This is a genomic window from Pantoea sp. SGAir0430, assembly GCF_043549295.1.
Map to the genome: position 1 here is coordinate 614,102 of NZ_CP039428.1, position 24,811 is coordinate 638,912.

The window sequence follows — 24,811 nt, forward strand, 5'->3', positions numbered from 1 at the left end:
GACTATAGTATACGTCCAGACGTCTGTACATCCGTGTGCGGTGCGATCGCCTGGTATTTATCCAGCGCGGCTGTGTAAGCGCTACGGCTGTGGATGTTGCAGACAGGCCAGATAGCGACGGCCCGACTGCTGTACCGCCTCATCGGCACGCGCGAGAATTTCGCGGCCGGCAAACGCGCCGTACAGGCGCGTAAACTTCACGCCCTGCAACCGCTGCAGCATGGCCGTCACCGTGGCGCCGGCCAGCGGTAACATATTGGGATAGCTCCACATAAACGAAACCGCACTGGCACCGGGCGTTACCTGCAGAATATCGCCGCTCAGCAGCATGCCGCCGTCGTGCGACCAGTGCAGCACCGTGCCGCCGGCAAAGTGGCCGCCCAGACGTAACAGCCGCACGCCCGGCAGCAGATCACAGCTGTCGCCGTGCCAGGGCTGCAGACGGGGCGATGCGCGCATAATCCACTCGCTGTCGCTGGCGTGCAGATACACCGGCGCGTCGAAGGCGTCGGCCCAGTCCTGCATGGTACTGTAATAGTGGGGATGGGAGATGGCGATGGCGTGCAGGCCGCCGAGCGCACGCAGCAACGTGACGGTGGCGTCATCCAGATGCGCGATGCAATCCCACAGGATATTGCCGTGCGGCGTTTGCAGCACAATGGCGCGCTGGTTAATGGCAAAATCCGGTACGGTTTGCAGGCTGAGCAGCCCGGGCGCCAGCTGTTGCCACTGGTTTTGATGCGAGGCGCGCAGCGCAGACTGATCGATCCACTGCTGCCCGCCGGGCGGCACAAACTGGCGTTCATCCTGACAAATGCGACACTGCGTAAGGGCAGGTTGCTGCTGCTGATAAGACGTGCCGCAGGCGGTACAAATGGTGATCATGGCTTCTCCTCACAGTCCGGTGAGGATCAGTTTAGGCAAGGTACGAGGTTAGCGCGCGACGTCCTGCTGTGGCTGCAGCTGATAAATCCACGCCGTCCGCTGCTGGCCGTCGGTCGTGGTGACCTCAACCGGCACCCGGTCGTAACCATCCTCAAACTCATCCAGCATCGGCCAGTGCAGCGCCAGCTGGTCCGAGATGAACAGATAACCCGGCACGCGCGCGCCGTGCTCATCAAGTACGATGCCGGGAAAATCAGCGGCCGCGCCCCAGCCGTTGGCATAGTAAGTGCCGGCGACTGTCCCTGCCAGCCACTCACCGCCGATGTTTTCCAGGATATGCGCATTGCACTGGCCCGGCTGCAGCGTGCCGTAAACGAAAAGCGTGTTCATTTTCCCTCGTAAAATCATGCAAAAGCGCTACTTTACCTGCCTGCTGCCGCCCTGTCATCCGCCAGAAGAAGGCCACACCGGCAGCGAAATTCTGCGTTACCGGTGGTGCGATGGCTCGTAATGTGAGGACGCGCGCGGCATAAAACGGTTAACGTAGCCGCAGATGTTTACCGCTGCTGCCAGCCAGCTTTCTCTTTTTCGAGGTATCCGCGCTATGTTGAAGGGTTCCAGCCTCTGCCGGGGTGCAATCAGGGAGTATCCGTACTCCGCTCAGTTTGATGGCAAAAAGTTTCGCAATGTCCAGCCGCGTCAGTCGCTGAGCTTTGGCGACTACCGCAAAATGCTGTGGGATTTCCTGTTCAATAAACCGAAAGATACCCAGCCACCGGCCGCGCTGCCGGTGCAGCCCATCACGGCCGCCGCGCTGGCACAGGCCGCGCCCACCAGCGTCTTTCGCCTCGGCCACTCTTCGCTGTTGCTGAAGCTCAATGGCCAGTTCTGGCTGACCGATCCGGTGTTCGCCGAGCGCGCGTCACCCTTTAAGCGACTGGGACCAAAGCGATTTCAGCCAGCGCCGATTGCCGTGGCCGATCTGCCGCCGATCGAAGGCATTATTTTGTCGCACGACCATTATGATCATCTCGATTACCACACCATAATGCAGCTGAAAGATCGGGTGAAGCACTTTCTCACGCCGCTCGGCGTCGGCGATTTGCTGATTAAGTGGGGTGTTGCGCCAGAGAAAGTCATCCAGCTCGACTGGTGGCAGTCGCGGGATATCGACGGCATCCATTTTGTCGCGACGCCGTCGCAGCACTTTTCCGGCCGTGGCCTGTTCGACAGCAACAAACGGTTGTGGTGTTCGTGGACGCTGATCTCTGACCAGTTCCGCCTGTTTTTTGGCGGTGACTCCGGTTACTTTGACGGTTTCAAAGCGATTGGCCGAAAATACGGTCCGTTTGATGCGGCGTTTCTGGAAAACGGCGCTTACGATGCGCGCTGGGCCGACATTCATATGCTGCCGCAGGACACGCTGCGCGCGTTTCAGGACCTCAACGCGCGCTGGCTGTTTCCGATTCACAACGCGGCTTTTGATTTAGCTTTTCACCGCTGGGACGATCCGTTTACCCAAATCGTCCAGCTGGCGGCGGAGCATCAGGTTGCACTGTGTCTGCCGATGCTGGGCGAGGGCGTCGATCTGTTACAGCCGCAGTCCACCGCGGCCTGGTGGTAAAGCACGCAACCCGATGGCCGTTTGGCTATCGGGTTGTGCAGGTCAGGCAGTGAGTTCATCGTACAGGCTGCGCAGCCGGGTGCGCAGAAACAGAACCGCTTTATGTTTGCGCGACAGCAGCGCCTGCACGCTGTCGCCGCTTTCGGCGGCCAGATCCTGATAGCTGAAGCCGAGCAGCTCGGTCTTTTCAAATACCTCGCGCTGCGCAGCAGGCAGTTCCGCGAGCGCATCGTCCAGCTCTTCCCACAGCAGCGTCTTCAGATACTCATCCTCCGGCGTCTGCGCTACGCCAAACAGCGTTTCGGCAATTTCATCCTCGGGAAAATCTTCGTCTCCGGCGGCGTTAAACAGCGAGAGCTCGCGTTTTTTTCGTGACCGATCGGTGATCTCGTTGCGCGCGGCGCGAAACAGCCAGGCGCTGACGTTCTCCACCGGCTGTTCCACCTGCAGCAGTTTCCAGCTGATCTCCTGCAGGATATCTTCGGCCTCATCGTGCCGCTCGCTGCGGCCGCGAATAAAGGCGCTGAGCTTAGTGCGGCAGGCGCCGAGGGCCGCCAGCAGCCGCGAATCCTGCGCCATGCTGTTTACTCTGCATCCGGGGATTTGGCGGGCGCATCGTCTGCGGGCGGGCGCGGATCGTCACGCTGGCTGCGGCGATCGTGCCAGTCACAGCGTCCGCCATGATGACCACGGCCGCCAAACCGCTCGCGCCGCTGCTGCATAAAGGCTTCACGCTGCTCCGGCGTCATCTGCATCCAGCGTTCATGCATGCGGCGACGCGCCATGCCAAACATACCGGGATGGAAGCCCAGCCCGCCGAACAGGATGCGACACAGCACCAGTAGTCCCAGCGCCTGCCAGAAGCCAATACTTTTTACGCCGGTCAGTTCCGGCAGCAGCGCATTCCACAGCGACATCACCAGCAGGCCAAGGGCAGCAAACAGCACCACGCCGAGCAGCAGCGGTTTCGCCATGCGGTGATGACCAAAGTGGTGACCACGTGAATGCTGATGCCTGTCAAAATCTCTCATTGGGGTTCCTCATTACGGTGATAAACAGGGTTGGTGATGAGGTAGACGAATCAGCGACGAAAATATTGCTGAAAAAATGAAAAAAGTGCGCGCTGCGCGTCAGGCCGCTGGCTTGACTTCTTCCCTGCCTGCCAGTAGGTTGACCGATCTCTGTTGTTCTACCGGATTGCGTTATGACTGCCCGTTCCTCTAAAGCCCGCGAAATCATGGCCTGCACCCGCCAGTTGCTCACTGCCGGCGGCTATAAAAGCTTTAGCTATGCCGATATTGCCGCCCAGGTGGATATCCGCAAGGCCAGCATCCACCACCATTTTCCCGGCAAAGCCGATTTGGTGAAAGCGGTGGTGGAGGAATATCGTGCTGAGGCGCAGGCGGGCATGCAGGCGATGGATGAACAGATCAACGATCCGCTGAACGAAGTGAAAGCCTACGTCGATTACTGGGCGCACTGCATTAAAGAGGGAACTTCACCTTTCTGCATCTGCGCGATGCTGGCGGCGGAAATGCCCACGCTGCCGCCGGATGTTGCCACGGAAGTCAGCGGCCACTTCAGCGATCTCTCCGGCTGGTTAGCGCGCCAGCTGAGTAAAGGCGCCGCCAGCGGCGTTTTCCAGCTCAGCGACAGCGCTGAAAACGAAGCCAAAACGCTGATGGCCAGCGTGCACGGCGCGATGCTGGCGGCGCGGGCATTTAATAACGCCGGGATGTTTGAGCAGATTACTCATCCGCTGCTGCATAAGCTGATCAAAACCGCCTGACGGCGCACAATCAGTGCGCGCCGGCCTGGGCGGGTGTGGTTTGATTTCGGAACGAAGCTTCCATCCTGTCCACCAGCGTTAGTGCTTCCCGTAAATGCAGCAGGATAATTTCCCGGTCCTCCTGCATTTCCGCCAGCTCTTCCAGCATTTCGCACTGCTCCGTCAGCTGACGGATGCCGGTGACGCGCAGCGATCCGGTGATGCGATGAAACAGGCTGGCGGCAGTGGCGAGATCGCCGCTTTGCACCACGTCAATCGCCTGCGTCAGATCGGTGCGTGCTTCATTAATCACGATGTCGAGAAAATCCGCGATAGCGCCGGGGCTGTTGGGCATATATTTCTCGATTTCGGCGATGTCGACCCAGTCAGAAAAATCATCACCGACCGACAGCGCGCTGGCGCTGTGAATCTGGCTCAGAATCGTGGTTAACTGCGCCAGCTTAACCGGCCGGAACACGCATTCGTTCATCCCCGCTTCGAGACAGCGCTGACGTTCGGACTGCTGCGCGTTGGCGGTGATACCGATGATGTAGGTGCTCTTATCTTCCCGGCGGATGTTGCGCGTCATGTCCAGACCGTTCATCACCGGCATATTGCAATCGGTAATGATCACATCCGGCTTCTGCTGCCGCCACTGCGCCAGGCCTTCTTCACCGTTGTTCGCTTCGCGGAAACGATGACCTAACAGCGTCAGCTGACGCGAAATCAGCAGGCGGTTGGCCGGATGATCGTCAATGATCAGCACATTCAGCGCGACCTGCGGCGCAGCGGGCAACGGTTCCGCGACCGGAGACGGCAGCGGGGTAGCGATATCACGCACGCTGACCGGCACGGCGACGTTCAGCACGGTGCCGACGCCGGGTTCGCTCTCCAGTTCGATGCTGCCGCCCATCAGGCGGGTGATCTCCTGGCAGATAAACAGGCCCAGCCCGGTGCCGGCGTTATCCGACAGGCCCGCCTGTTCGAACGGGCGGAACAGCGCATTTTGCGCCGCTTTATCGATGCCGCGTCCGGTATCGGCTACCTGAATCCGCAGCTCGGTATGACTTTCCAGCGGCGTCAGACCCACCGTCACCTTCACTTCACCCTGATCGGTGAACTTAACGGCGTTACCCACCAGGTTAGACAGCACCTGGCGTACGCGGCTGGCATCGCAAAACAGATCGTCATCGCCGACCGGCAGCATCAGGTTCAGGTTGATGCCTTTTTGTCGCGCCAGTCCGTCAAAGGCACAGATCACCGGGCGCACCAGCGCATGCAGGCTAACCCACTGCGGCTGCAGCGTCATGCGGCCGGACTCAATTTTCGCCATATCCAGAATATCACCGACGATATCCATCAGGCTGACCGCCGCTTCGTGCGCCACGCGAATCAGTTCGGTATCGGCGCGGCCTTCCTGCGTCTGCAGTTCCAGCAGGCCAATCACTGCGCTGAGCGGCGTGCGAATTTCATGGCTCATGGTGGCGAGGAAGTCGCTTTTGCTCTGGCTGGCCAGCTCGGTGGCTTCGCGCGCCAGCGAAAGATCTTCCAGCAATTGCAGGTAGTCGGTGACGTCCTGCCAGCCGCAAATCAGCCCGCCGCTGCCGACTTCATCGCCGGTGTACGACGTCATCCAGTGACGGATATGGCGCTTCTGCCGCCCGTCATCAATAACAAATTCCGCCTCTTCCGGAATGTCGCCAGGCTGGATATTTTTGTCGATCTGCTGCCACACGTGATAGAGCGGATGGCGACAGTCATACAGTGAATAGCCCAGATGGGTTTGCTCTTCCGGGGTGAAAAACTGGGTAAACGCTGGATTGGTGTGCACGATCATCCCATCCAGCGAGGCGACATAAAACGGCCGCGGCGGACCATTGATCAGGCGATCGCGCAGCTGAATTTCCTGGCGCAGCAGCGCTTTGGTGCGGCGTGTCCGTTTGACCTGCCGCATCAGCAGCACCGCCCAGACAAAGGTAACGGCGATGATGGTGGCTGCGCCCAGCGCGCCAACATAAAACTCTTTGCGGTACAGCTTCCAGGTGTCGAAATGCGCGGCGGGCGTGGCCTGCCAGTGGGTTAATACATCGGTCATCATGCCGGCCGGAATCGCGGCCAGCGCTTTGTTCATGATGTCCTGCAGTTCCGGCTCGCTGCGGCTGATGCCAAAGGCGATAGCCGCTTCCTGCGCCGGTTTCAGCTCGGTTAAACGCAGTTTGCCGGGATACAGACCTTCGGAGAGATAGCGTGCGCCCACCAGCGTATTAATGGTGGCGTCGGTTTGCCCATCCGCCACCCACTGCATCGCCAGACTGGGATTGCCAACATAATCAACTGGCACATCGGGATATTTTTTCAGAAACCAGTGGGAGGCATCCTGCTCGCGTACCAGCGCGGCGCGTTTTGGCGGCGCATCCTGCGCGGCCGTGTTGGTCACCAGCACTTCCGGCGTGAACATAAACGGTGTGGTCATCAAAAAGTCACGGCTGCGCTGCTGGCTCCAGATCAGCGGTGCAGCAATCGTGACATCGCCGCGTTTCATCCGCGCGGTAAGATCGCGACTGTCGCTGATTTCAACAAAGTTGAAGCTCAGTCCGGTGCGCATTTCAATCAGGTTGAGCAACTCCGGCACGATGCCGGTGATTTCGCCCTGCGCGTTTTTAATAAAGAATGGTGCGACCAGGTCCGTGACCGCCATGTTGATTTGGTTGTGCGTCTGCAGCCAGGCCTGCTCGGTGGGCGTCAGCGACAGCGGTGTAGTAACAAAGCGCGTGATGTTGGCAATATCCCAGCGCGCAGCGATGATCTCGCCGGCCGCGTGGCGCTGCAGCGCGTCAAAGGCAATACGCATCGCCCGCGCCAGCACGTGCTCTTTGCTGTTAACCACAAAGCGATACGGCGAGCTGAGATCGGGCAGAATGTGATCGATGGTCAGCGTATTCAGGTAGTTGCGTTCAATCAGGTAATAGGCTTCCACCGCCGGCACATCGGCATAGGGCAGCGTACCCATTGCGACCTGCGGCAATTGGCTGTAAGGGGAAGTTATCGCCGGGCCGGGTAAAAACTCCTGACCGGCCAGCGGGTTACTGCTGCTGCGTACCACCCGAACCGGGCTGGCTTTCAGCGCGGTTACGCTAATGGTGTCGTTAACATGCGCCGGCACCGCTTCACCGGCCGGCACAAATATCATATCCAGCTCTTCGCGCGCCAGCGCGGCAAAGGCTTCGGGCGCGGTGTCGTAATGTTTGACGCGAAAACTGATACCCAGGCTGTGCAGCGCAGCGTAAGCCGCATCGGGAATGTAGCCAAACACTCTGCCCTCAGGATTGGTGCGCAGCATCGGTGGCCGATCCGGCCCATAGATGCCAATCATGCTGTCGCGCTTTTGCCCCAGCCAGTGCCAGTCGGCGTCATTGAGCATCGGCGCGGGCATCGCCGGCAAATCGTTGGGCTGATAGTTAAGCTGCTGCACCGCCGCGCGCAGTGGGGCGACCAGCAGCAGCGCGCAGCACAGCGTGCACAGGGAAAAAAGTCGCATCAGTTAATCTGGTTCCGGCGAGTGAAATCGAGTAAATCCTTTTGATTTTTCAGCGATAACTTTTCCATCAGTCTGGCTTTATAGGTGCTGACCGTTTTATTGCTGAGCTTCATGCGGTTGGCGATTTTGACAATCTCGGTGCCTTCACCGAGGTAGCGCAGCACTTCGTATTCGCGATGCGACAGCAGCAGCAGCTTGTCGCTGTCCTGCACCAGCTGATCGCCCTCCGCCTGATGACTCAGGCGCAGTGGAAAATAGCCGTAGCCGGAAAGCACCGCGTCGACGGCGTGGGCCAGATCATTGAGATTGTTCTTTTTACTGATAAAGCCATTGGCACCGGCTTTTTTACTCTCATAAGCATAAAACTCAGCGTTTTTCCCGCTCATGACAATCACAGGGATTAACGATCCGGCGGTGCGAAGGTTCCTGACCGCTTCAATACCGCCAATGCCGGGCAGATCAATATCAATAATTGCCGCATCGGCACCATACTCTTTGACCAGGCTAAATATATTGTCGCCGTCGCCAGCCTCTGCTGAAATACGATGTCCGGCATTTTCCAGCACCAGCCGTATCGCCACGCGCACAATAGGATGATCATCAACAATAACAAAGTTAGCCATACGCACTGCCTTTCTCTTAATTAATCTGAGCACGCTCGTTCAAAAGCACACTTATATAATGGCATCTTAATCAACTCAAGACCATTCTGTTTGCAGGTGTTTATTTTTAAATGTAGTCCATAACTTACAGCTGATTACTGGCTGTCTTATTTACAAAGATAAAATCTCGCCTGCGACTTTTCTGCTTAGCATAAAGATTATTCACTAAGGATAAACGGCGCGAATTTATTAAACTTAAGTGCTGAAGATTAAAGGTTCGTAAGTTTTTAAAAAGTTAACATGGCAACAGAGGGTGGCAAGGTTAGCGCTTTAATAACAGCGACTTACCGTAAACCTTTAAATGTTTGATGTTATGGGTAAGTTATGAGATCTGCATCAGATGAATTATTTGATAAATAAATTAGCCGTTGTTGTTGTATTTAGGTAAAAAGCCGGACGTGCAGTAATTCGGGTAAATGAATAAACGCTGAATTAACCACGCTGCATTGCAGGTTGCAAAGGGAGACGTGGCGTTTATTCTCTGCGCACTCAGGTTGCGCTGATGCATTGTTTTTGAATTATTTAAATTTCAAGGTGAGTAAACCTGTAGTCCTCAGCCTACAGCGTAACCTGATGGTTTTTATTTGTCTGGCGATTGGTTTTGAGACAGGTCTTAAAGAGGTTAAGACCTGTCTCAACGTTAGAATTCAGCCCAATCCCGTAGCTTTAATTATTTTGCGGCATCAGGTGAAGGAGAAAATTCCTATCGCATCGCCGCCGTTTAAACCGTTAGGTCGTATCCGTCCGGGTTCGACATAATCAGAATCAGGAAAAATCATGAACAAAAATTATCGTGTTATCTGGAATTACGCCCAGCAATGTTATGTCGTGGCCTCGGAACTGGCGCGCGGCAAAGTGAAGTCTTCCTGCTCTGGTGCAGCGACAAATAAATCATCACTGATTATAGGCGCGCTGGGTTCAGCGCTGCTGCTGGCCGGTTCACCGGCGGCGCTGGCAGATAATGGCGCGACTGCAACAGGACCGGAACAAACTCTGAATCTCAGCAACCAGACGTTACAGGCGACGGGTAAAGATCATTACGGGTTGCTGGTTGAGAGCGGCGCTAAGGCCAGCGCCACGGATGTAACGGTATTAACTGATGGCGCTGATGGCTACGGTGTATTCTCCACGCTCGCTTCTTCTGATATTCAGATGACGCGCGGCAGCGTGCAAACCACGGGCGATGGCGGCTACGGCGTGGTCGCCAGCCTGACCGGCGCATTTAAACTTGATGGCACCCGTGTAGAAACCAGCGGAAAAAACGCCTACGGCGCATACGCTTCTTCGGCCGGAATCATTAATAGCCAGAACGCAGACTATATAACGCACGGTGACAGTGCTTATGGTGTTTATTCCCGCGCTGCGGGTACGCTGATCGATATTACAGGCGGCAGCGTCACCACCAGTGGCACTAAAGCTTATGGTCTGGTGGCGGGTTCCGGCGGCAGACTTAATGCCAGCGATGTGAACGTTATTACCCAGGGTAACGATTCATCGGGTGTTTTTAGCAACCTGGCCCGCACGGAAGTCACTCTGCAAGGCGGCAGCGTCACCACCAGCGGCACTAAAGCCTACGGTCTGGCGGCGGGTTCCGGCGGCAAACTCAGCGCCAGCGGCGTGCAGGTGAACACCAGCGGTGACCAGTCGAATGGCGTAACTGCCAGCAATGCCGGTACGAAAGTGAATCTGGATAACAGCAAGGTTACTACCGCCGGAGCCAGTGCATTTGGTCTGTATGCCAGTGGTGCTTCAACGTTGGATGCCAGTAATGTGCAGGTCACTACCAGTGGTGATAAGGCCTATGGCGTAGTGTCCGAAAGTGCCGGCACTGCACTGACTTTCACGGGTGGAGAAGTGACGACTGGCGGACAAGGTGCATATGGCTTATATGCCAGAACTAATTCAACTCTTAACGTCGGCAACGTGATAGTCAACACCGCTGGCAAAAATGCGCACGGCGGCTACGTTACTGGCGAAGGCTCTGTACTGAATGTGGACAACAGTTCGTTTATTGTCAGTGGCGCAGAAGCTAATGGCCTGCAGGCGGACGGAAAATCGACGCTTAATGCCACAAACACCGCGATTGAGATTACGGGCGACGGCTCAGGCACTTACGCATCGGGAACAGGCACGGTGCTGAACCTGTCCGACAGTCACATTCACATGGGGCAGAATGCCGGAAACGCAGCACTGGGGAAGTATAACAGCACGACCAACCTCAAAAATGTTGAAATCATCACTGACGCCAGTAATGCTGCTTTGGCAGTGGGTTATGGCGCTACATTAAACAGCGATAATGTTAACGTGCAGGCGCGCAGCGGGGGTTTTGGCATTCAGGTCCAGGATGGCAGCACCTTCAGCGGTAATAATATTACAATTCAAAAAAGTGGCACGGACTCTGAAGGGTTTAATGCTGCAATAAATATGACGAATTTATATTATCCTGATGCACGAAATACTCTTTTCCTGAGCGATGCAGCTATCAATGTATCCGGCGAAAATGCCACCGGCATTCTTTCCAGACGACAGGCCACGCTGGCGGACATTAAGCTCGCGAATACCACCATCACCGCCACCGACGGCACCGCCGTCAACGTGCTGACCGGCACCAGCATGAATATTGACGCCGACAACTCAGTGCTGAGCGGCAGCACGCTGCTGAAAACCGGCTATAACACAGCAGAAGGTTCAACCGCCGGCTCGGTGGTGCTGAACGGCAGCAACCGCTCGCTGTTCATCGGTGACGTGGACATTGACCGCAGCCAGACCACCGACAGCCAGATCAACCTGAGCGGCAGCTCGGTGTGGACCGGTGCGTCATCCGGCCTCAATACGCTGACGCTGAACGACAACAGCCAGTGGAATATCATGGACAACAGCAGCGTCGATGCGCTGACCGCGAACAACAGCGTGATCAACGTAGCGCACAATACCGCGAACTTCACGGTGCTGACTGTTAACGGCAACTACACGGCGGACAACGCCACGCTGGTGATGAATGCGGCGCTGGGCGGCGACACCTCGGCCACCGACCGGCTGCACGTGCTGGGTGACGTCAACGGCAACACCGACGTGGTGGTGAACAACGCCGGCGGCAGCGGCGCGCAGACCATTCAGGGCCTGCAACTGATTCAGGTGGACGGCGCGACCAACGGCGAATTCCGTCAGAAAGGGCGTATTGTCGCCGGTGCCTATGACTACAACCTGGTAAAAGGCGCGGATCAGCACGGCTGGTATCTGGTGAGCGACAAAAACGGCAGCGAGACCGATCCGGTTAATACCGATCCGGTGACCGCACCGGGCGAAGGCACCGGCGGTGACATCATCGCGCCGCCGGCGGAGCAGCACAATATGATCGTGCGCCCGGAAGCGGCGAGCTACAGCGCCAACATCGCGGCGGCCAACACGCTGTTCGCCACCAGCATGGACGACCGCCCGGGCGTCACGCAGTACACGGACGCGAACGGCCGGCAGCAGCACACCCGCCTGTGGCTGCGCAACAGCGGCGGCCACAACCACCAGAAAGACAGCAGCGGCCAGCTGAAAACCGACACCAACCGCTACGCCATCCAGCTGGGCGGTGACCTGGCGACCGGTACGCTGACCGGCGCGGACAGCCTGCGCCTCGGCGCGATGGCCGGCTACGGCAACGCGCAGAGCAAATCGCGCTCGGCGGTGAGCGGCTATCAGTCGCGCGGTCAGGTGCACGGCTACAACCTGGGCATTTACGGCACCTGGCAGCAGAACGCGGCCGAGCGCAGCGGCGCGTTTATCGACAGCACGCTGAGCTACAGCTGGTTCGACAACAGCATCAAGGGCGAGGACATCGGTGAGGAGTCCTATAAATCGAAGGGCATCCTGGCGTCGCTGGCCAGCGGCTATAGCGCCGAAGTGGCGACGCTCTCTGAGTCGACCGGCTTCTGGCTGCGTCCGCAGGCGATGCTGAACTGGCAGGGCGTGAAGGGCGATGACCTGACGGAAGGCAACGGCACCCGCGTGCGCGGCACCGGTGAAAATAACCTGCAGAGCCACGTCGGCGTGCGCGCCTCACTGCGCTCCGGGCTGGAGCAGGGGCGCAGCGTGGAGCCGTACGTCGAGGCCAGCTGGGTGCACAACACCCGCGCGCTGGGCACCTCGATGAACGGCGTTACCATCCATCAGGCCGGCACGCGCAACGCCGGTGAGCTGAAGCTGGGCGTGGACGCCACGCTGAACGCCAACGTCAACCTGTGGGGCGGCGTGGCGCAGCAGCTGAGCAGCCACAGCTACAGCGACACCAGCGCCATCGCCGGCGTGAAGGTCAGCTTCTGATGCTCAACGGCTCCCACAACGGGGGCCGTTTTTTTATGCCCGCCCGCGTTCTCCGCTTTTGTTTACTGCTCACCTGACGTGTTAACACAGAATTAATTGATCTGGAACATAGCGCGGCGACTTACTTTTTGTAGTCCTGCGACTACAGCCGTATGCCGGTGCTCTCATATTCACCCTTCCGCGATTTTGCGAATATTTTCCCATCAGCCGCTCTGGCAGAGATTAATTAAGGCCGGTAAGACAGCGCGTCACCGTAAATAGCGTGATGGCTGTTTCTTCCGCGCCTGCCCGTTAATAACCGCTTATTCCGCTTATTGCCGGAAGGGATTGCTTTAACCTGAATCAGGAAAAGAATATGAACAAGAGCTATCGCGTTATCTGGAATTATGCCCTGCAATGTTATGTCGTCACCTCGGAACTGGCGCGCGGCAAAGTCAAATCATCCTGCCCCGGTAAAGCGGCGAATAAATCAGCACTGATCGGCGGCGCGCTGGGCTCGGCGCTGCTGCTGGCCGGTTCACCGGCGGCGCTGGCGGCCAACGGTGCCACCATCAGCGATCCGGCGCAGCCGGTTGAACTGAATAATCAGACGCTGCAGGCGACCGGTGACAAAGCCTATGGACTGCTGGTGCAGAATGGCGGCAAGGCAAGCGCCACGGATGTGACGGTGCTGAATGCGGGCAGCAGCGGCTACGGTGTGTTTTCCACCGCCGGCGCTGCTTCTGCGGAGATGACGCGCGGTAGCGTGACCACCACCGGCGCCGGCGGCTACGGCATCGTGGCCAGCCTGACCGGCGCGGTGAAGACCAACGGCACTAAGGTGGAAACCTCCGGCCAGAACGCCTACGCCGCCTACGCCTCTTCTGGCGGTATCATAAACAGTACTGATACAGACTATGTCACTCACGGCGACGGCGCGTATGGTGCTTATTCGCGCGCGGCGGGTTCGCTGATCGATCTGACCGGTGGCAGCGTTACCACCAGCGGCAACAAAGCCTACGGCCTGGTGGCGGGTAACGGTAGCAAACTCAACGCCAGCGGCGTGCAGGTTACCACCAGCGGAGATCAGTCCAGTGGAGTGGTCGCCAACAATGCCGGCACGGAAGTCACGCTGATGGGCGGAACCGTGAACACAACCGGTAGCAAAGCTGTCGGCCTGGCGGCGAATTCCGGCGGCAAACTCAACGCCAGCGATGTGCAGGTAAGCACGAGCGGCGCACAATCTTATGGCGTGGCGGTCAGCAACGCCGGTACGGAAGTGACGCTGACAGACAGTACGCTCACAACCACCGGTGATAACGCCTATGGGGCCTATGCCGCAAGCGGTGCAAAGCTCAGCATTTCAGGAACAAAGCTGATCACCTCAGGTAAAAATGCTGATGGCGTTTATACCAGTGGTGAAGGCTCTCTTCTGAATGTAAGTGACAGTACCATTGCAACCAGTGGCAGCGGGTCTAACGGCCTGAAGGCGAACGGGAAATCGACGCTTAATGCCACAAAAACCGCCATTGAGATTACGGGCAGCGGCTCAGGCACTTACGCATCGGGAACCGGCACGGTGCTGAACCTGTCTGACAGTCGCATTCACATGGGGCAGAATGCTGGATACGCCGTACTGGGGATAAATAACAGCACGACCAGCCTCAAAAATGTTGAAATTATCACTGACGCCAGTCACTCAGCTTTGGCAGTGGGTTTTGGCGCTACATTAAACAGCGACAATGTTAACGTGCAGGCGCGCAGCGGCGGTTACGGCATTGAGGTTCAGGATGGCAGCACCTTCAGCGGTAATAATATTACCCTTGAAAAAAGCGGCATTGATTCTACAGGTTTAAACGCAGCGATTAACGTGCTTAATTTATACCGGCCAGATGCACAGAATGATATTTCCCTGACGAGTTCAGATATTAATGTCTCAGGCGAAAACGCCACCGGTATTCTGTCGCAGTATCAGGCCACGCTGGCGGATATTAAACTGGCGAATACCGCTATCACCGCCACCGGCGGCACCGCCGTTAACGTGCTGACCGGCACCAGTATGAATATCGACGCGGATAATTCAGTGCTGAGCGGCAGCACGCTGCTGAAAACCGGCTATAACACCGCAGAAGGTTCAACCGCCGGCTCGGTGGTGCTGAACGGCAGCAACAACTCGCTGTTTGAAGGCAACGTAGACATTGACCGCAGCCAGACGCAGGACAGCCAGATCAACCTGAGCGGCAGTTCGGTGTGGATCGGCGCGTCATCCGGCCTGAATACGCTGACGCTCAGCGACAACAGCCAGTGGAACATCACCGGCGACAGCAGCGTTGATGCGCTGAGCGCCAGCAACAGTACGCTGAACTTCACCCACGACGGCGTCGGCTTCAGCACCCTGACGGTCAACGGTAACTACAGCGGCGACAACAGCACGCTGGTGATGAACGCGGCGCTGGGCGACGACCACTCCGCCAGCGATAAGCTGCACATCCTCGGCGACAGCAGCGGCAGCACCGACGTGGTGGTCAACAACGCCGGCGGCAGCGGCGCGCAGACCATTCAGGGCCTGAACATCATTCAGGTGGATGGCGCTAACAACGGCGAGTTCCGTCAGAAAGGGCGTATTGTCGCCGGTGCCTATGATTACAGCCTGGTGAAGGGCGCGGATCAGCACGGCTGGTATCTGGTGAGCGATAAAAACAGCAGCGAACCCGATCCGGTGGTGACGCCGGGCGAAGGCGAGGGCGGCCAGATCGTCGAACCGCCGGTAAATCAGCAGAACATGATCGTGCGTCCGGAAGCGGCGAGCTACAGCGCCAACCTCGCGGCGGCCAACACGCTGTTTACCACCAGCATGGATGACCGTCCGGCGGAAACCTTCTACACCGACGCCAGCGGCCAGCAGCAGAGCACGCGCCTGTGGCTGCACAACAGCGCCGGCCACAGCCGGGTGAAAGACAGCAGCGGCCAGCTGAAGTCCGACACCAACCGCTACGCCATCCAGCTGGGCGGCGACGTGGCGAGCGGCACGCTGACCGGCAGCGACAGCCTGCGCTTCGGCGCGATGGCCGGCTACGGCAACGCGCAGAGCAAATCGCGCTCGGCGGTGAGCGGCTATCAGTCGCGTGGCCAGGTGAACGGCTACAGCCTGGGCGTGTACGGCAGCTGGCTGCAGAACGCGGCAGAGCAGAGCGGCGCATTTGTTGACAGCTCACTGAGCTACGGCTGGTTTAACAACAGCGTGAAGGGCGATGACATCGGCCAGCAGTCGTACAAGTCCAAAGGCATCAGCGCGTCGCTGGCCGGCGGCTACCGCGCACAGGTGGCGACGCTGAGCGACAGCACCAGCCTGTGGCTGCGTCCGCAGGCGCAGCTGAACTGGCAGGGCGTGAAGGCGGACGACGTGAAAGAGCAGAACGGCAGCCGCGTGCAGGCCACCGGTCAGGACAACCTGCAGAGCCGCCTCGGCGTGCGCGCCTCGCTGCGCACGCTGCTGGACCCGCAGGCGCGGAGCGCCATCGAGCCGTACGCGGAAGCGAACTGGCTGCACAACAGCAAGGCGTTCGGCACCGCGCTGAACGGCGTCAACATTCAGCAGGCGGGCACGCGTAACGCCGCCGAGGTGAAGCTGGGCGTGGATGCGCGGCTGAACGCGAACGTCAACCTGTGGGGCGGCGTGGCGCAGCAGCTGGGCAACCACAGCTACAGCGACACCAGCGCGGTGGCGGGCGTGAAAGTCAGCTTCTGATAAGTGACATATAATAGAACCGGTGGGGAGTGTCGCCTCACCGGTTTTTTTGTATCTGCAATGCGGAGGTCAGGTGTCATCATCTGTGCAACCCGAGTCCGGCCAGCCGATCATCCTTTATGATGGACAATGCAAGCTGTGCAATGCCTGGGTAATTTTTCTGCTGCGCCACCGTCTGCCGCGCGATTATCACTTTGCGGCGATCCAGAGCGCGCGCGGCAAACAGCTGTTGCAGCACGCCGGATTACCGCACGATAACATCCGCACCATAGTGTTACTGCGCGATGGGCAGCACTTGCTGCGCGCGCAGGCCATCTGTCGCATTATGCACTCGCTGCCCTGGCCGTGGCGCGTCTGCGGCGTTCTGCGTTATCTGCCGGACGGGCTCACTAATCTGATCTACAACCTGATTGCCCGCAATCGCTATCGCCTGTTTGGCCGTTACGACCAGGTGCACGCGATTGAAGCAGATTATCCCGGACGATTTCTGACCGACTAAAGACTGACGCGCCGGCCCTGCGCATCAATCACCACCTCACCATCCTCTTTAGTAAACGGACCGCGCTGCGCATCGGGCAGGATATCCAGCACCTGCTCAGAAGGACGGCACAGACGCGTTCCCAGTGGCGTCACCACTATCGGGCGGTTGATGAGAATCGGCTGCGCCAGCATGGCATCCAGCAGTTGCTCATCGCTCAGCGTTTCACGTGCGGACCCCAGCGCCTGCCAGGCGTCGGTGTTTTGACGCACCAGCGCGCGCAGGCCAATTCCCATGGCGTCGATCAATTGCTGCAACGTTTCACGCGTGGGCGGCGTAACCAGATAAAGCACAATGGTGGGCTCGACGCCGCTGTTGCGAATCAGTGCCAGCGTATTGCGCGAGGTGCCGCAGTCCGGGTTGTGATAGATGGTAATGTTAGTCATTGTCAGTCTCTTAACGGTCAAAGGGAAAGGCGCAGCGCCAGCGCTGCCAGCGTCACGGCCAGCACCGGTAACGTCAGGGTGATGCCGACGCGAAAATAGTAGCCCCAGCTGATGCGAATCTCTTTTTGCGCCAGTACGTGCAGCCATAGCAGCGTTGCCAGACTGCCAATCGGCGTGATTTTCGGACCCAGATCGCAGCCGATAATGTTGGCGTAAATCATCGCCTCGCGCACTACGCCCTGCGCCGTGCTGGCATCAATCGCCAGGGCGCCCACCAGCACCGTCGGCATATTGTTCATGATGGAGGAGAGCAGGGCGCTAAAGAAGCCCGTGGCAAACGTTGCGCTCCACAGGCCGGTCGCAGAAAAACTATTCAGCAAGTCGGTAAGCCAGACGGTCAGCCCGGCGTTGCGCAAACCATACACCACCAGGTACATGCCGAGCGAAAACACCACAATCTGCCACGGCGCGCTGCGCAGCACCTTACGCGTATCAATCACCTGACCCCGCCGCGCCACCAGCCACAGCATCAGTGCACCTGCGGCGGCCACGGCACTTACCGGTACGCCCAGCGGCTCAAGGGCAAAAAAGCCGACCAGCAACAAGAGCAGCACCAGCCATCCCGCGCGGAAAGTAGCTCGATCCCGAATCGCCGCTGCAGGCGACGTCAGCCGGACGCGATCATAGCTGAGCGGTAGCTCTTTGCGGAAAAACAGATGCAGCATCAGCAATGTCGCCAGTACTGCCGCGAGCGTGACCGGCACCATCACTGAGGCGTAATCGCCAAAGCCGAGCCGGAAATAGTCGGCCGTGACGATGTTAACCAGATTGGATACCACCAGCGGCAGACTGGCGGTATCGGCGATAAACCCGGCCGCCATGACAAACGCCAGCGTGGCCCCCCGGCTGAAACCCAGCGCCAGCAGCATCGCGATCACGATAGGCGTCAGAATCAGCGCGGCGCCGTCATTGGCAAACAGCGCGGCGACTGCGGCACCCAGCAGGATAATAAAGGAGAACAATTTTTTACCGCTGCCACCGCCCCAGCGCGCCACGTGCAGCGCCGCCCAGGCAAAAAAGCCGGCCTCATCAAGCAGCAGGCTAATGATGATCACCGCAATAAAGGTGGCGGTGGCGTTCCAGACAATCTGCCACACCGCCGGGATATCGCCGGGATGCACCACGCCCGTCAGCAGCGCCAGAAGCGCGCCGGCGCTGGCGCTCCAGCCAATGCCCAGCCCGCGCGGTTGCCAGATCACCAGCAGTAAAGTAATGGCGAAAATAGTCCCTGCCAGTAACATGTTTCCTCCGGAAAGTCAGGTTGTGTTCGTATCATATATGGTAAATCGAATATGTAAGGGTAAAATTTTTTACAGACACACCGCCCGGCCATCGGTGGTCAGCTGGTCGCGCTGCACCGGCAGCAGCAGGGCATGGATCGCATCGCGCTGACATTGCCATGCCTGTTCGATCACCGTCGCTGCCCACACCGGCATATGCGGCGAAAGGCGATAGTGGATCCACTTGCCGTCACGACGATCGCTCAGCAAACCGCTGTTGCGTAACAGCGCCAGATGGCGGGAAATCTTCGGCTGCGGCAGTTGCAGGATGGCAGACAGCTCGCACACGCACAGCTCCTGGCGTTCTTTCAGCAGCAGCACCAGCGTCAGACGCGTCTCGTCGGAAAGGTTTTTAAACAGCTGCAGTGGCGTTAGCGGCGACATAATCCCTCCTGAATGGAAAGCCGACAGTGTGGTGCGGCGACGTGATGAAGTCAACTACATATGCGAAAAAAGAGATGTGTTAATTCTGTGATGCGCCAGGCTCACGGTGGGCGGCTTGAAGCTGGTCACAAATCTGTATTGTGGTGCCCGCGGGCCTGAGCGGAGTAAAAACGGGGCTGGCTTTGTTAACTCATTGTTAATATTGAGGGCGGCCCGTTGCCGGCAGCGATTAATGCGTCAGACGCATCACGCCATGCGTTTATTGCGCTTATTAACCTTAACGTTCTGATCCAGTCTTCCGAAGCAGGCGCGATTGATAACAGCGCCAGGGACAAACTGGAGATACTTATGCATTCCTCTGCCTTACCGATGACCACCCGAGCCCGGGTTGGCGCTATTTTCCGCGTCACCTCCGGCAACTTCCTCGAACAGTTCGATTTCTTTCTGTTCGGTTTCTATGCCACCTATATCGCGCACACCTTTTTCCCCGCCAGCAGTGAATTCGCGTCGCTGATGATGACCTTTGCGGTGTTTGGTGCCGGCTTCCTGATGCGGCCGATTGGTGCGATTGTGCTGGGCGCTTATATCGATAAGGTTGGCCGGCGCAAAGGGCTGATCGTCACACTGTCGATCATGGCGGCGGGCACCTTCCTGATCGTGCTGATCCCGTCGTACCAGTCGATTGGCCTGTGGGCGCCGCTGCTGGTGCTGATTGGTCGTCTGTTGCAGGGCTTCTCGGCCGGGGCTGAACTGGGTGGCGTGTCGGTTTATCTGGCAGAGATTGCCACGCCAGGGCGCAAAGGTTTCTACACCAGCTGGCAATCCGGCAGTCAGCAGGTTGCCATCATGGTCGCTGCCGCGATGGGCTTCGCGCTCAATGCCGCGCTGGAGCAGAGCGCCATCAGCGCCTGGGGCTGGCGTATTCCGTTCCTGTTTGGCTGCCTGATCGTGCCGTTTATCTTTATTCTGCGCCGCCGTCTGGAGGAGACGCAGGAGTTCAGCGCGCGCCGTCATCATCTGGATATGCGTCAGGTATTTAGTACTCTGTTACAGAACTGGCCGGTGGTGATTGCCGGGATGCTGATGGTGGCGATGACCACCACCGCGTTCTACCTCATTACCGTCTATGCGCCCACCTTCGGCAAAAAAGTGCTGATGCTGAGCGCCTCGGACAGCCTGCTGGTGACGCTGCTGGTGGCGATCTCCAACTTTATCTGGCTGCCAATTGGCGGGGCGCTGTCGGACCGCTTTGGGCGTAAACCGGTGCTGCTGGCGATGACGCTGCTGGCGCTGGCGACCGCCTATCCGGCACTGACGCTGCTGGCGCAGACGCCGACCTTCAGCATGATGCTGAGCGTGCTGCTGTGGCTGTCGTTTATTTACGGCCTGTATAACGGTGCGATGATCCCGGCGCTGACTGAAGTGATGCCGGCAGAAGTGCGCGTCGCCGGTTTCTCGCTGGCCTACAGCCTGGCAACCGCGCTGTTTGGCGGCTTCACGCCGGTGGTGTCTACCGCGCTGATCGAATACACCGGCGACAAAGCGTCACCGGGTTACTGGATGAGCTTTGCGGCGATTTGCGCGCTGCTGGCGACGCTGTACCTGTATCGCCGCCGCGCGCTGACGTTGCAAACCGCGCGTTAAGCGTGCTGAGACTGTTCGATAATCAGCTTTTCCAGCTCCGCAGCGACGTAAGATTGCATACGTCCGCTGCGGCGAATTAATCCCACCGAACGGGTGACCTGCGGATCGGTCAGCGCCAGCTGGCGCAGCAGCGGATGCCCGTTCGCTGGCATCGACATCGCGGGCACGGCAGCAATGCCGATGCCCGCTTCTACCATCCCCAGCAGCGTCGTGACATGGCGCGTTTCGCAGATACTTTGCCGGGCGGGCGTGAGATGCGCCAGCGCACTGTCCAGCAGATTGCGGTTGCCGGACACTTTATCCAGCGCCACATAATCCTGCGCAAAATACTCCTGCCAGCTGAGCTGCTGGCGCGTCGCCAGCGGATGATCGTGGCGACAGGCGGCGACGTAAACATCTTCCACCAGCGGCGTGAAGGTGAGCTCCGGCGGTAGATTACGCGCAAAACAGATACCGAAATCGGCCTGACCGCTGCTCACCGCATCCATCACGTTGCCGACGCTGCTATCAATCAGCTTGATGCGCACGCGCGGGTAACGCGCCTGAAAGCGGCGGATCACCTCCGGCATAAAATAGTAAGCGCCCGAGGGCACGGTAGCGACGGTGATCAGGCCGGTGCGATCCTGGCTGGCGCGCTCGACGTCGGCCAGCATCGATTCGACATTATCCAGCAGCTGCTCCGAGCGCTGAGCAAAGTTCTGGCCATACAGCGTTAGCGTGACGCGCCGCGTGGTGCGGTCAAACAGCCGGGTGCCGAGCGCCGCTTCCAGCTTCTCAATTCTGCGGCTGAGCGCTGACTGCGACAGGCAGATTGACTCCGCCGCCAGACGAAAGTTGCCGTACTCCACCAGCGCGCGGAAGGCGTAGAGATCGTTGAGGTCAAAATTGACGGGCATAACCGCGACTATCCTGCGTAATAACGTCAGCACACTGCGCCGCTGACGTTAAAAAGTTGTTATAGCCGACGAGTGTAACAGGCTGCTGCGCGTTTCCGGCGGCGCAGAGGGAAAAAATCCGTTTTTAGCGCATCAGCGGCACTCAGCGCATCCAGTCAGCAATGAGCTGCCCGTAAATCTGCTCAGCCTCGCTCAGACGGCTCACCAGGCAATATTCATCGGTCTGGTGCGCCTGCGTCGGCTCACCGGGACCGAGAATAATGCAGGGCGGATCGCCGAGCGCCGGCAGCAGCAGCGAGGCATCGGTAAAATAGGGCACGATACGCGCTTCCGCAGGTTGCTGCGTCACGGCTTCGCAGGCACGGTACACCGACTGAATCCACTGGTGCCGCTCCGGGCTCAGCACCGCCGGCAGATCGACCAGCGTGCTGATGTGCACGCTGTCACCGAGAAAGGTCGCCAGTTGCTGGCGAATCACCGCGTGTTGCAGGTTGGGTGCGCTGCGGATATCCACATCAAACGCGGCGCGGTCCGGCACCGAGTTGATGTTGAGGCCGCCCTCAATGCGGCCGACGTTCAGCGTCGGCTGTTTCATCAGCGGATGCGGCGCGCCCGGTGAAAAGTGACGAATCTTACCCAGCGCATCAGCCGCCAGGTAGATGGCGTTGATGCCCAGCTCCGGCATGGCTCCGTGCGCGGTTTTACCACGCGTTTCGCAGCGCAGCCACAGCGCGCCTTTGTGGCCGATCACCGGCTGGTTGGCGGTTGGCTCGCCCACGATCAGCGCGCCAACTTCAGGCAACAGCCCGGCCGCGATCAGCGCCTGCGCACCGTGGCAGCCGGTCTCTTCACCGCCGGTCAGCAGCAGCACCACGCCGCGCCCGGCCATAATCGCCGCTTTGTGCTGCACGCAGGCCAGCACAAACGCCGCGAACGCCGCTTTCATATCGCTGGCGCCGCGCCCGTACAGCCGGTCGCCATCAATGTCGTGACCAAACGGATCAAACTGCCACGGCTGATTACCCAGCGGCACGGTGTCCAGATGGCCGGTAAAGGCCAGCGGTTTGCCCGGCATCTGGCCCGGCAGGCGGGCGATCAGGTTGGCGCGCTGCTCGCCAAACCCCGTCAGTTCGACCACGAAGCCCTGCTTCTGTAGCCACGCGGCGAGGAATTGCAGACAGGCCAGCTCATTGCCCGGTGGATTGATGGTGTTAAAGCTCAGCAACTGCTGCGCCAGAGGCAGTGAGCGCGCTGGCATCAGTCACGCTCCGTCAGCCAGTCGAGGCAGTTGATCCACAGCTGGCGATAGCCCGGCCAGCGACTGAACTCTTCCGGCAGCCAGTGGGCTGACATGTCACTGGTCCACACCAGCGAGCGGCCTTGCTGATATTCGCGCACCGCCAGCAGCGGATGACCGGTGCCCGCCACGGTGGCCAGCAGCGTGCCTTCCGGCTGCATCTCCACTTCGTTGTAACCGAGCAGCCACGGCCAGTCGCCGGGAAGATCGGCAACCACTTTGTGTGACGTTGTCACCTCAGCGTAACTGCCTTCCGGCGTTTCGATACGGTCGTCCCAGGCCAGACAGCGCACCGGCAGCACTTTCTCCACCAGCGTATTGCGATAGCGTGCGCCGCCGTTAATCCCCTGAAAACTGTAATAGCCGCCTACCATCATTAATGCGCCACCCGCGGCAACATAGTCGTGAATCAGCGCCAGGCGATTGGGCGTGCGCCGGCTTTTCAGCCAGGTGTCCGGATGCAGCAGCAGGGTATTGGCACCGATATCGGACAGAATAATCACGTCCCAGCGCTGCAAATCCTCCAGCGTCTGCGGAAAATCAGTGGCGGCGGCATGGGCCGGCATATGCGTGACGGCATAGGCGCTCTCCTGCAGCGCGGCAAGAAAATCCGCCGCACCGCTGTGCCAGGTGGCGGTAGCAAACTGATCAAAGCCTTTTACGTGCGTTGCGGTACTGGTCCAGGATTCACCGACCAGCAAGACGTTCTTTTGCATGCCAACTTCTCCGTTTATCCGCCAAACACCCGTTGCGGATTAGTGATCATCAGGGTTTCGAGTTGTTCGCCGCTGACGCCATGACGTTTCAGGCGCGGCACAAAATGTTTGAGGATGTAGCCATAGCCGTGACCGCCGTAGCGCGTCAGCATGGTTTTCAGGAACACGTCCTGCGACAGCAAAATCTGCGGCAGATAACCGTCGTCGATCAGTGCGCAAATGGCGCGCGCGTTCTCCTCATCGGACGGTGACTGCGCCGATTCGTCGGCGTAGTAGTAGCTCATGCCGATCATGTCGTATTCGAGGAACACGCCGCGATCTGCCAGCTCGCGCTGGTAGGTTTTGTCGGCAAAGCTGGGGTTCATGTGACACAGTACGGTGTGGCGCAGATCGGCACCTTCCTGCGCCAGAATATCCAGCACCTTATGGCCGAGCCGCTCCCAGCCCGGCAGATGCACCTGAATCGGCACGCCGGTGGCCGCGCTGGCGCGTCCGGCGGCACGCAGCGATTTTTCTTCATCGGGCGTGAAGCGGCTGGAGATGCCGATTTCACCGATCAGCCCGGCCAGCACCTCCGGCTTCTCCGGCAGTCCGCCGAGGTCGTAAATCAGCTTGTCGGTCAGCTGTTCCACGCTGATGGTTTTTACCCACTCCGGATGCGACGGCTCCAGATACAGGCCGGTGCCCATCACAATATTCAGGCCGGTGAGACGGGCGATGCGCTGCAGCGCTTTACCATCGCGGCCGATGCCGATATTGGTCGGATCGATCACCGTTTCGCCGCCCAGCGCGCGGTATTTCATCAGCTCGTCAATTGCGGTGTCGACGTCAAACAGCTGGCAGTTGTCGCGACTCATCAGCGGGTTAAGCGACAGCTCGCCGAGGTTCTCGATGCGCACCGGCATTTCAGCAATGTGGCGGTCGCTACAGCAGCAGGGCGGCACCCATTTACCGGAGGCATCCAGTAAAATGTGCTCGTGCATCAGCGTGACGCCCATCTCCGCCACCGGCAGCGGACCGAGTACCGTCATGACCTGACCGCTGCTGACGCCGAGCGGCAACGGATCCGCATGGCGAAAAATTGATCCTTTCATG

The 24,811-nt window shown here is 58.9% G+C and carries 19 protein-coding genes; 6 read left to right on the forward strand and 13 right to left on the reverse strand.

Annotated features, from left to right (window positions below; genetic code table 11):
* Positions 1–81 precede the first annotated feature (81 nt).
* Both E7738_RS21860 and E7738_RS21865 read right to left on the reverse strand, forming a co-directional pair.
* Entirely contained in the window at positions 82–885 is an 804-nt protein-coding gene (locus tag E7738_RS21860) for an MBL fold metallo-hydrolase (RefSeq protein WP_394516450.1), read from the reverse strand.
* Between the two features lie 48 nt (positions 886–933).
* Positions 934–1,275: a gamma-glutamylcyclotransferase family protein gene (locus tag E7738_RS21865; protein WP_394516451.1), complete on the reverse strand. Its 342-nt coding sequence runs from the start codon at positions 1,273–1,275 to the stop codon at positions 934–936.
* A gap of 214 nt (positions 1,276–1,489) precedes the next feature.
* On the opposite strand from E7738_RS21865, the gene E7738_RS21870 reads away from it, so the two are divergent.
* Positions 1,490–2,509, forward strand: a complete 1,020-nt coding sequence (locus E7738_RS21870) for an MBL fold metallo-hydrolase (RefSeq protein WP_394516452.1) — start codon at positions 1,490–1,492, stop codon at positions 2,507–2,509.
* Positions 2,510–2,551: 42 nt separating this feature from the next.
* Here E7738_RS21870 and E7738_RS21875 read toward each other — a convergent pair whose 3' ends face one another.
* Positions 2,552–3,088: an RNA polymerase sigma factor gene (locus E7738_RS21875; protein ID WP_021509476.1), complete on the reverse strand. Its 537-nt coding sequence runs from the start codon at positions 3,086–3,088 to the stop codon at positions 2,552–2,554.
* A 5-nt stretch (positions 3,089–3,093) separates the two neighbouring features.
* Positions 3,094–3,540, reverse strand: a complete 447-nt coding sequence (locus E7738_RS21880; RefSeq protein WP_058775047.1) for a hypothetical protein — start codon at positions 3,538–3,540, stop codon at positions 3,094–3,096.
* A gap of 173 nt (positions 3,541–3,713) precedes the next feature.
* Between E7738_RS21880 and E7738_RS21885 the strand changes: the two genes are divergently transcribed.
* A complete protein-coding gene (locus E7738_RS21885) occupies positions 3,714–4,298 on the forward strand; it encodes a TetR/AcrR family transcriptional regulator (RefSeq protein ID WP_021509474.1) in 585 nt (194 codons plus the stop codon).
* Positions 4,299–4,308: 10 nt separating this feature from the next.
* Here the strand turns inward: E7738_RS21885 and E7738_RS21890 are convergent, their stop codons facing one another.
* Both E7738_RS21890 and E7738_RS21895 read right to left on the reverse strand, forming a co-directional pair.
* Positions 4,309–7,815 (reverse strand): response regulator, encoded by a 3,507-nt coding sequence (locus E7738_RS21890; RefSeq protein ID WP_394516453.1) that lies wholly within the window; start codon positions 7,813–7,815, stop codon positions 4,309–4,311.
* Entirely contained in the window at positions 7,815–8,438 is a 624-nt protein-coding gene (locus tag E7738_RS21895) for a response regulator (protein WP_394516454.1), read from the reverse strand. Before E7738_RS21895 ends, E7738_RS21890 begins: the two co-directional genes overlap by 1 nt.
* Positions 8,439–9,254: 816 nt before the next feature.
* Between E7738_RS21895 and E7738_RS21900 the strand changes: the two genes are divergently transcribed.
* From E7738_RS21900 to E7738_RS21910, 3 genes are all read left to right on the forward strand, one after another.
* A complete protein-coding gene (locus tag E7738_RS21900; protein WP_394516455.1) occupies positions 9,255–12,788 on the forward strand; it encodes an autotransporter outer membrane beta-barrel domain-containing protein in 3,534 nt (1,177 codons plus the stop codon).
* A gap of 355 nt (positions 12,789–13,143) precedes the next feature.
* A complete protein-coding gene (locus tag E7738_RS21905) occupies positions 13,144–16,515 on the forward strand; it encodes an autotransporter outer membrane beta-barrel domain-containing protein (RefSeq protein ID WP_394516456.1) in 3,372 nt (1,123 codons plus the stop codon).
* A 73-nt stretch (positions 16,516–16,588) separates the two neighbouring features.
* Positions 16,589–17,014 carry a thiol-disulfide oxidoreductase DCC family protein gene (locus E7738_RS21910; protein ID WP_215481354.1) on the forward strand — a complete coding sequence of 142 codons (426 nt, stop codon included), beginning with the start codon at positions 16,589–16,591 and terminating at the stop codon, positions 17,012–17,014.
* On the opposite strand, the gene arsC is transcribed toward E7738_RS21910, so the two are convergent.
* The 3 genes from arsC to E7738_RS21925 all read right to left on the reverse strand — a co-directional run bounded on the left by arsC (position 17,011) and on the right by E7738_RS21925 (position 19,163).
* A complete protein-coding gene (gene arsC / locus E7738_RS21915) occupies positions 17,011–17,439 on the reverse strand; it encodes an arsenate reductase (glutaredoxin) (protein WP_394516457.1) in 429 nt (142 codons plus the stop codon). The genes E7738_RS21910 and arsC overlap by 4 nt on opposite strands.
* A gap of 17 nt (positions 17,440–17,456) precedes the next feature.
* Positions 17,457–18,740 carry an arsenic transporter gene (locus E7738_RS21920; protein ID WP_394516458.1) on the reverse strand — a complete coding sequence of 428 codons (1,284 nt, stop codon included), beginning with the start codon at positions 18,738–18,740 and terminating at the stop codon, positions 17,457–17,459.
* Positions 18,741–18,809: 69 nt separating this feature from the next.
* Positions 18,810–19,163: a metalloregulator ArsR/SmtB family transcription factor gene (locus E7738_RS21925; protein ID WP_021509466.1), complete on the reverse strand. Its 354-nt coding sequence runs from the start codon at positions 19,161–19,163 to the stop codon at positions 18,810–18,812.
* Positions 19,164–19,511: 348 nt separating this feature from the next.
* Here E7738_RS21925 and E7738_RS21930 point away from each other — a divergent pair, with 348 nt between their 5' ends.
* Positions 19,512–20,807, forward strand: a complete 1,296-nt coding sequence (locus E7738_RS21930; protein WP_021509465.1) for an MFS transporter — start codon at positions 19,512–19,514, stop codon at positions 20,805–20,807.
* On the opposite strand, the gene E7738_RS21935 is transcribed toward E7738_RS21930, so the two are convergent.
* From E7738_RS21935 to E7738_RS21950, 4 genes are all read right to left on the reverse strand, one after another.
* Positions 20,804–21,703, reverse strand: a complete 900-nt coding sequence (locus E7738_RS21935) for a LysR family transcriptional regulator (protein WP_058775038.1) — start codon at positions 21,701–21,703, stop codon at positions 20,804–20,806. The genes E7738_RS21930 and E7738_RS21935 overlap by 4 nt on opposite strands.
* 142 nt (positions 21,704–21,845) lie before the next feature.
* Entirely contained in the window at positions 21,846–22,961 is a 1,116-nt protein-coding gene (locus tag E7738_RS21940) for a M20 family metallopeptidase (protein ID WP_394516459.1), read from the reverse strand.
* Complete coding sequence (locus E7738_RS21945) at positions 22,961–23,716, reverse strand: glutamine amidotransferase (RefSeq protein ID WP_150360247.1); 756 nt, start codon at positions 23,714–23,716, stop codon at positions 22,961–22,963. The genes E7738_RS21940 and E7738_RS21945 overlap by 1 nt, the downstream gene beginning before the upstream one ends.
* A gap of 14 nt (positions 23,717–23,730) precedes the next feature.
* Positions 23,731–24,810: a phosphotriesterase family protein gene (locus tag E7738_RS21950; RefSeq protein ID WP_132463775.1), complete on the reverse strand. Its 1,080-nt coding sequence runs from the start codon at positions 24,808–24,810 to the stop codon at positions 23,731–23,733.
* Position 24,811 lies beyond the last annotated feature (1 nt).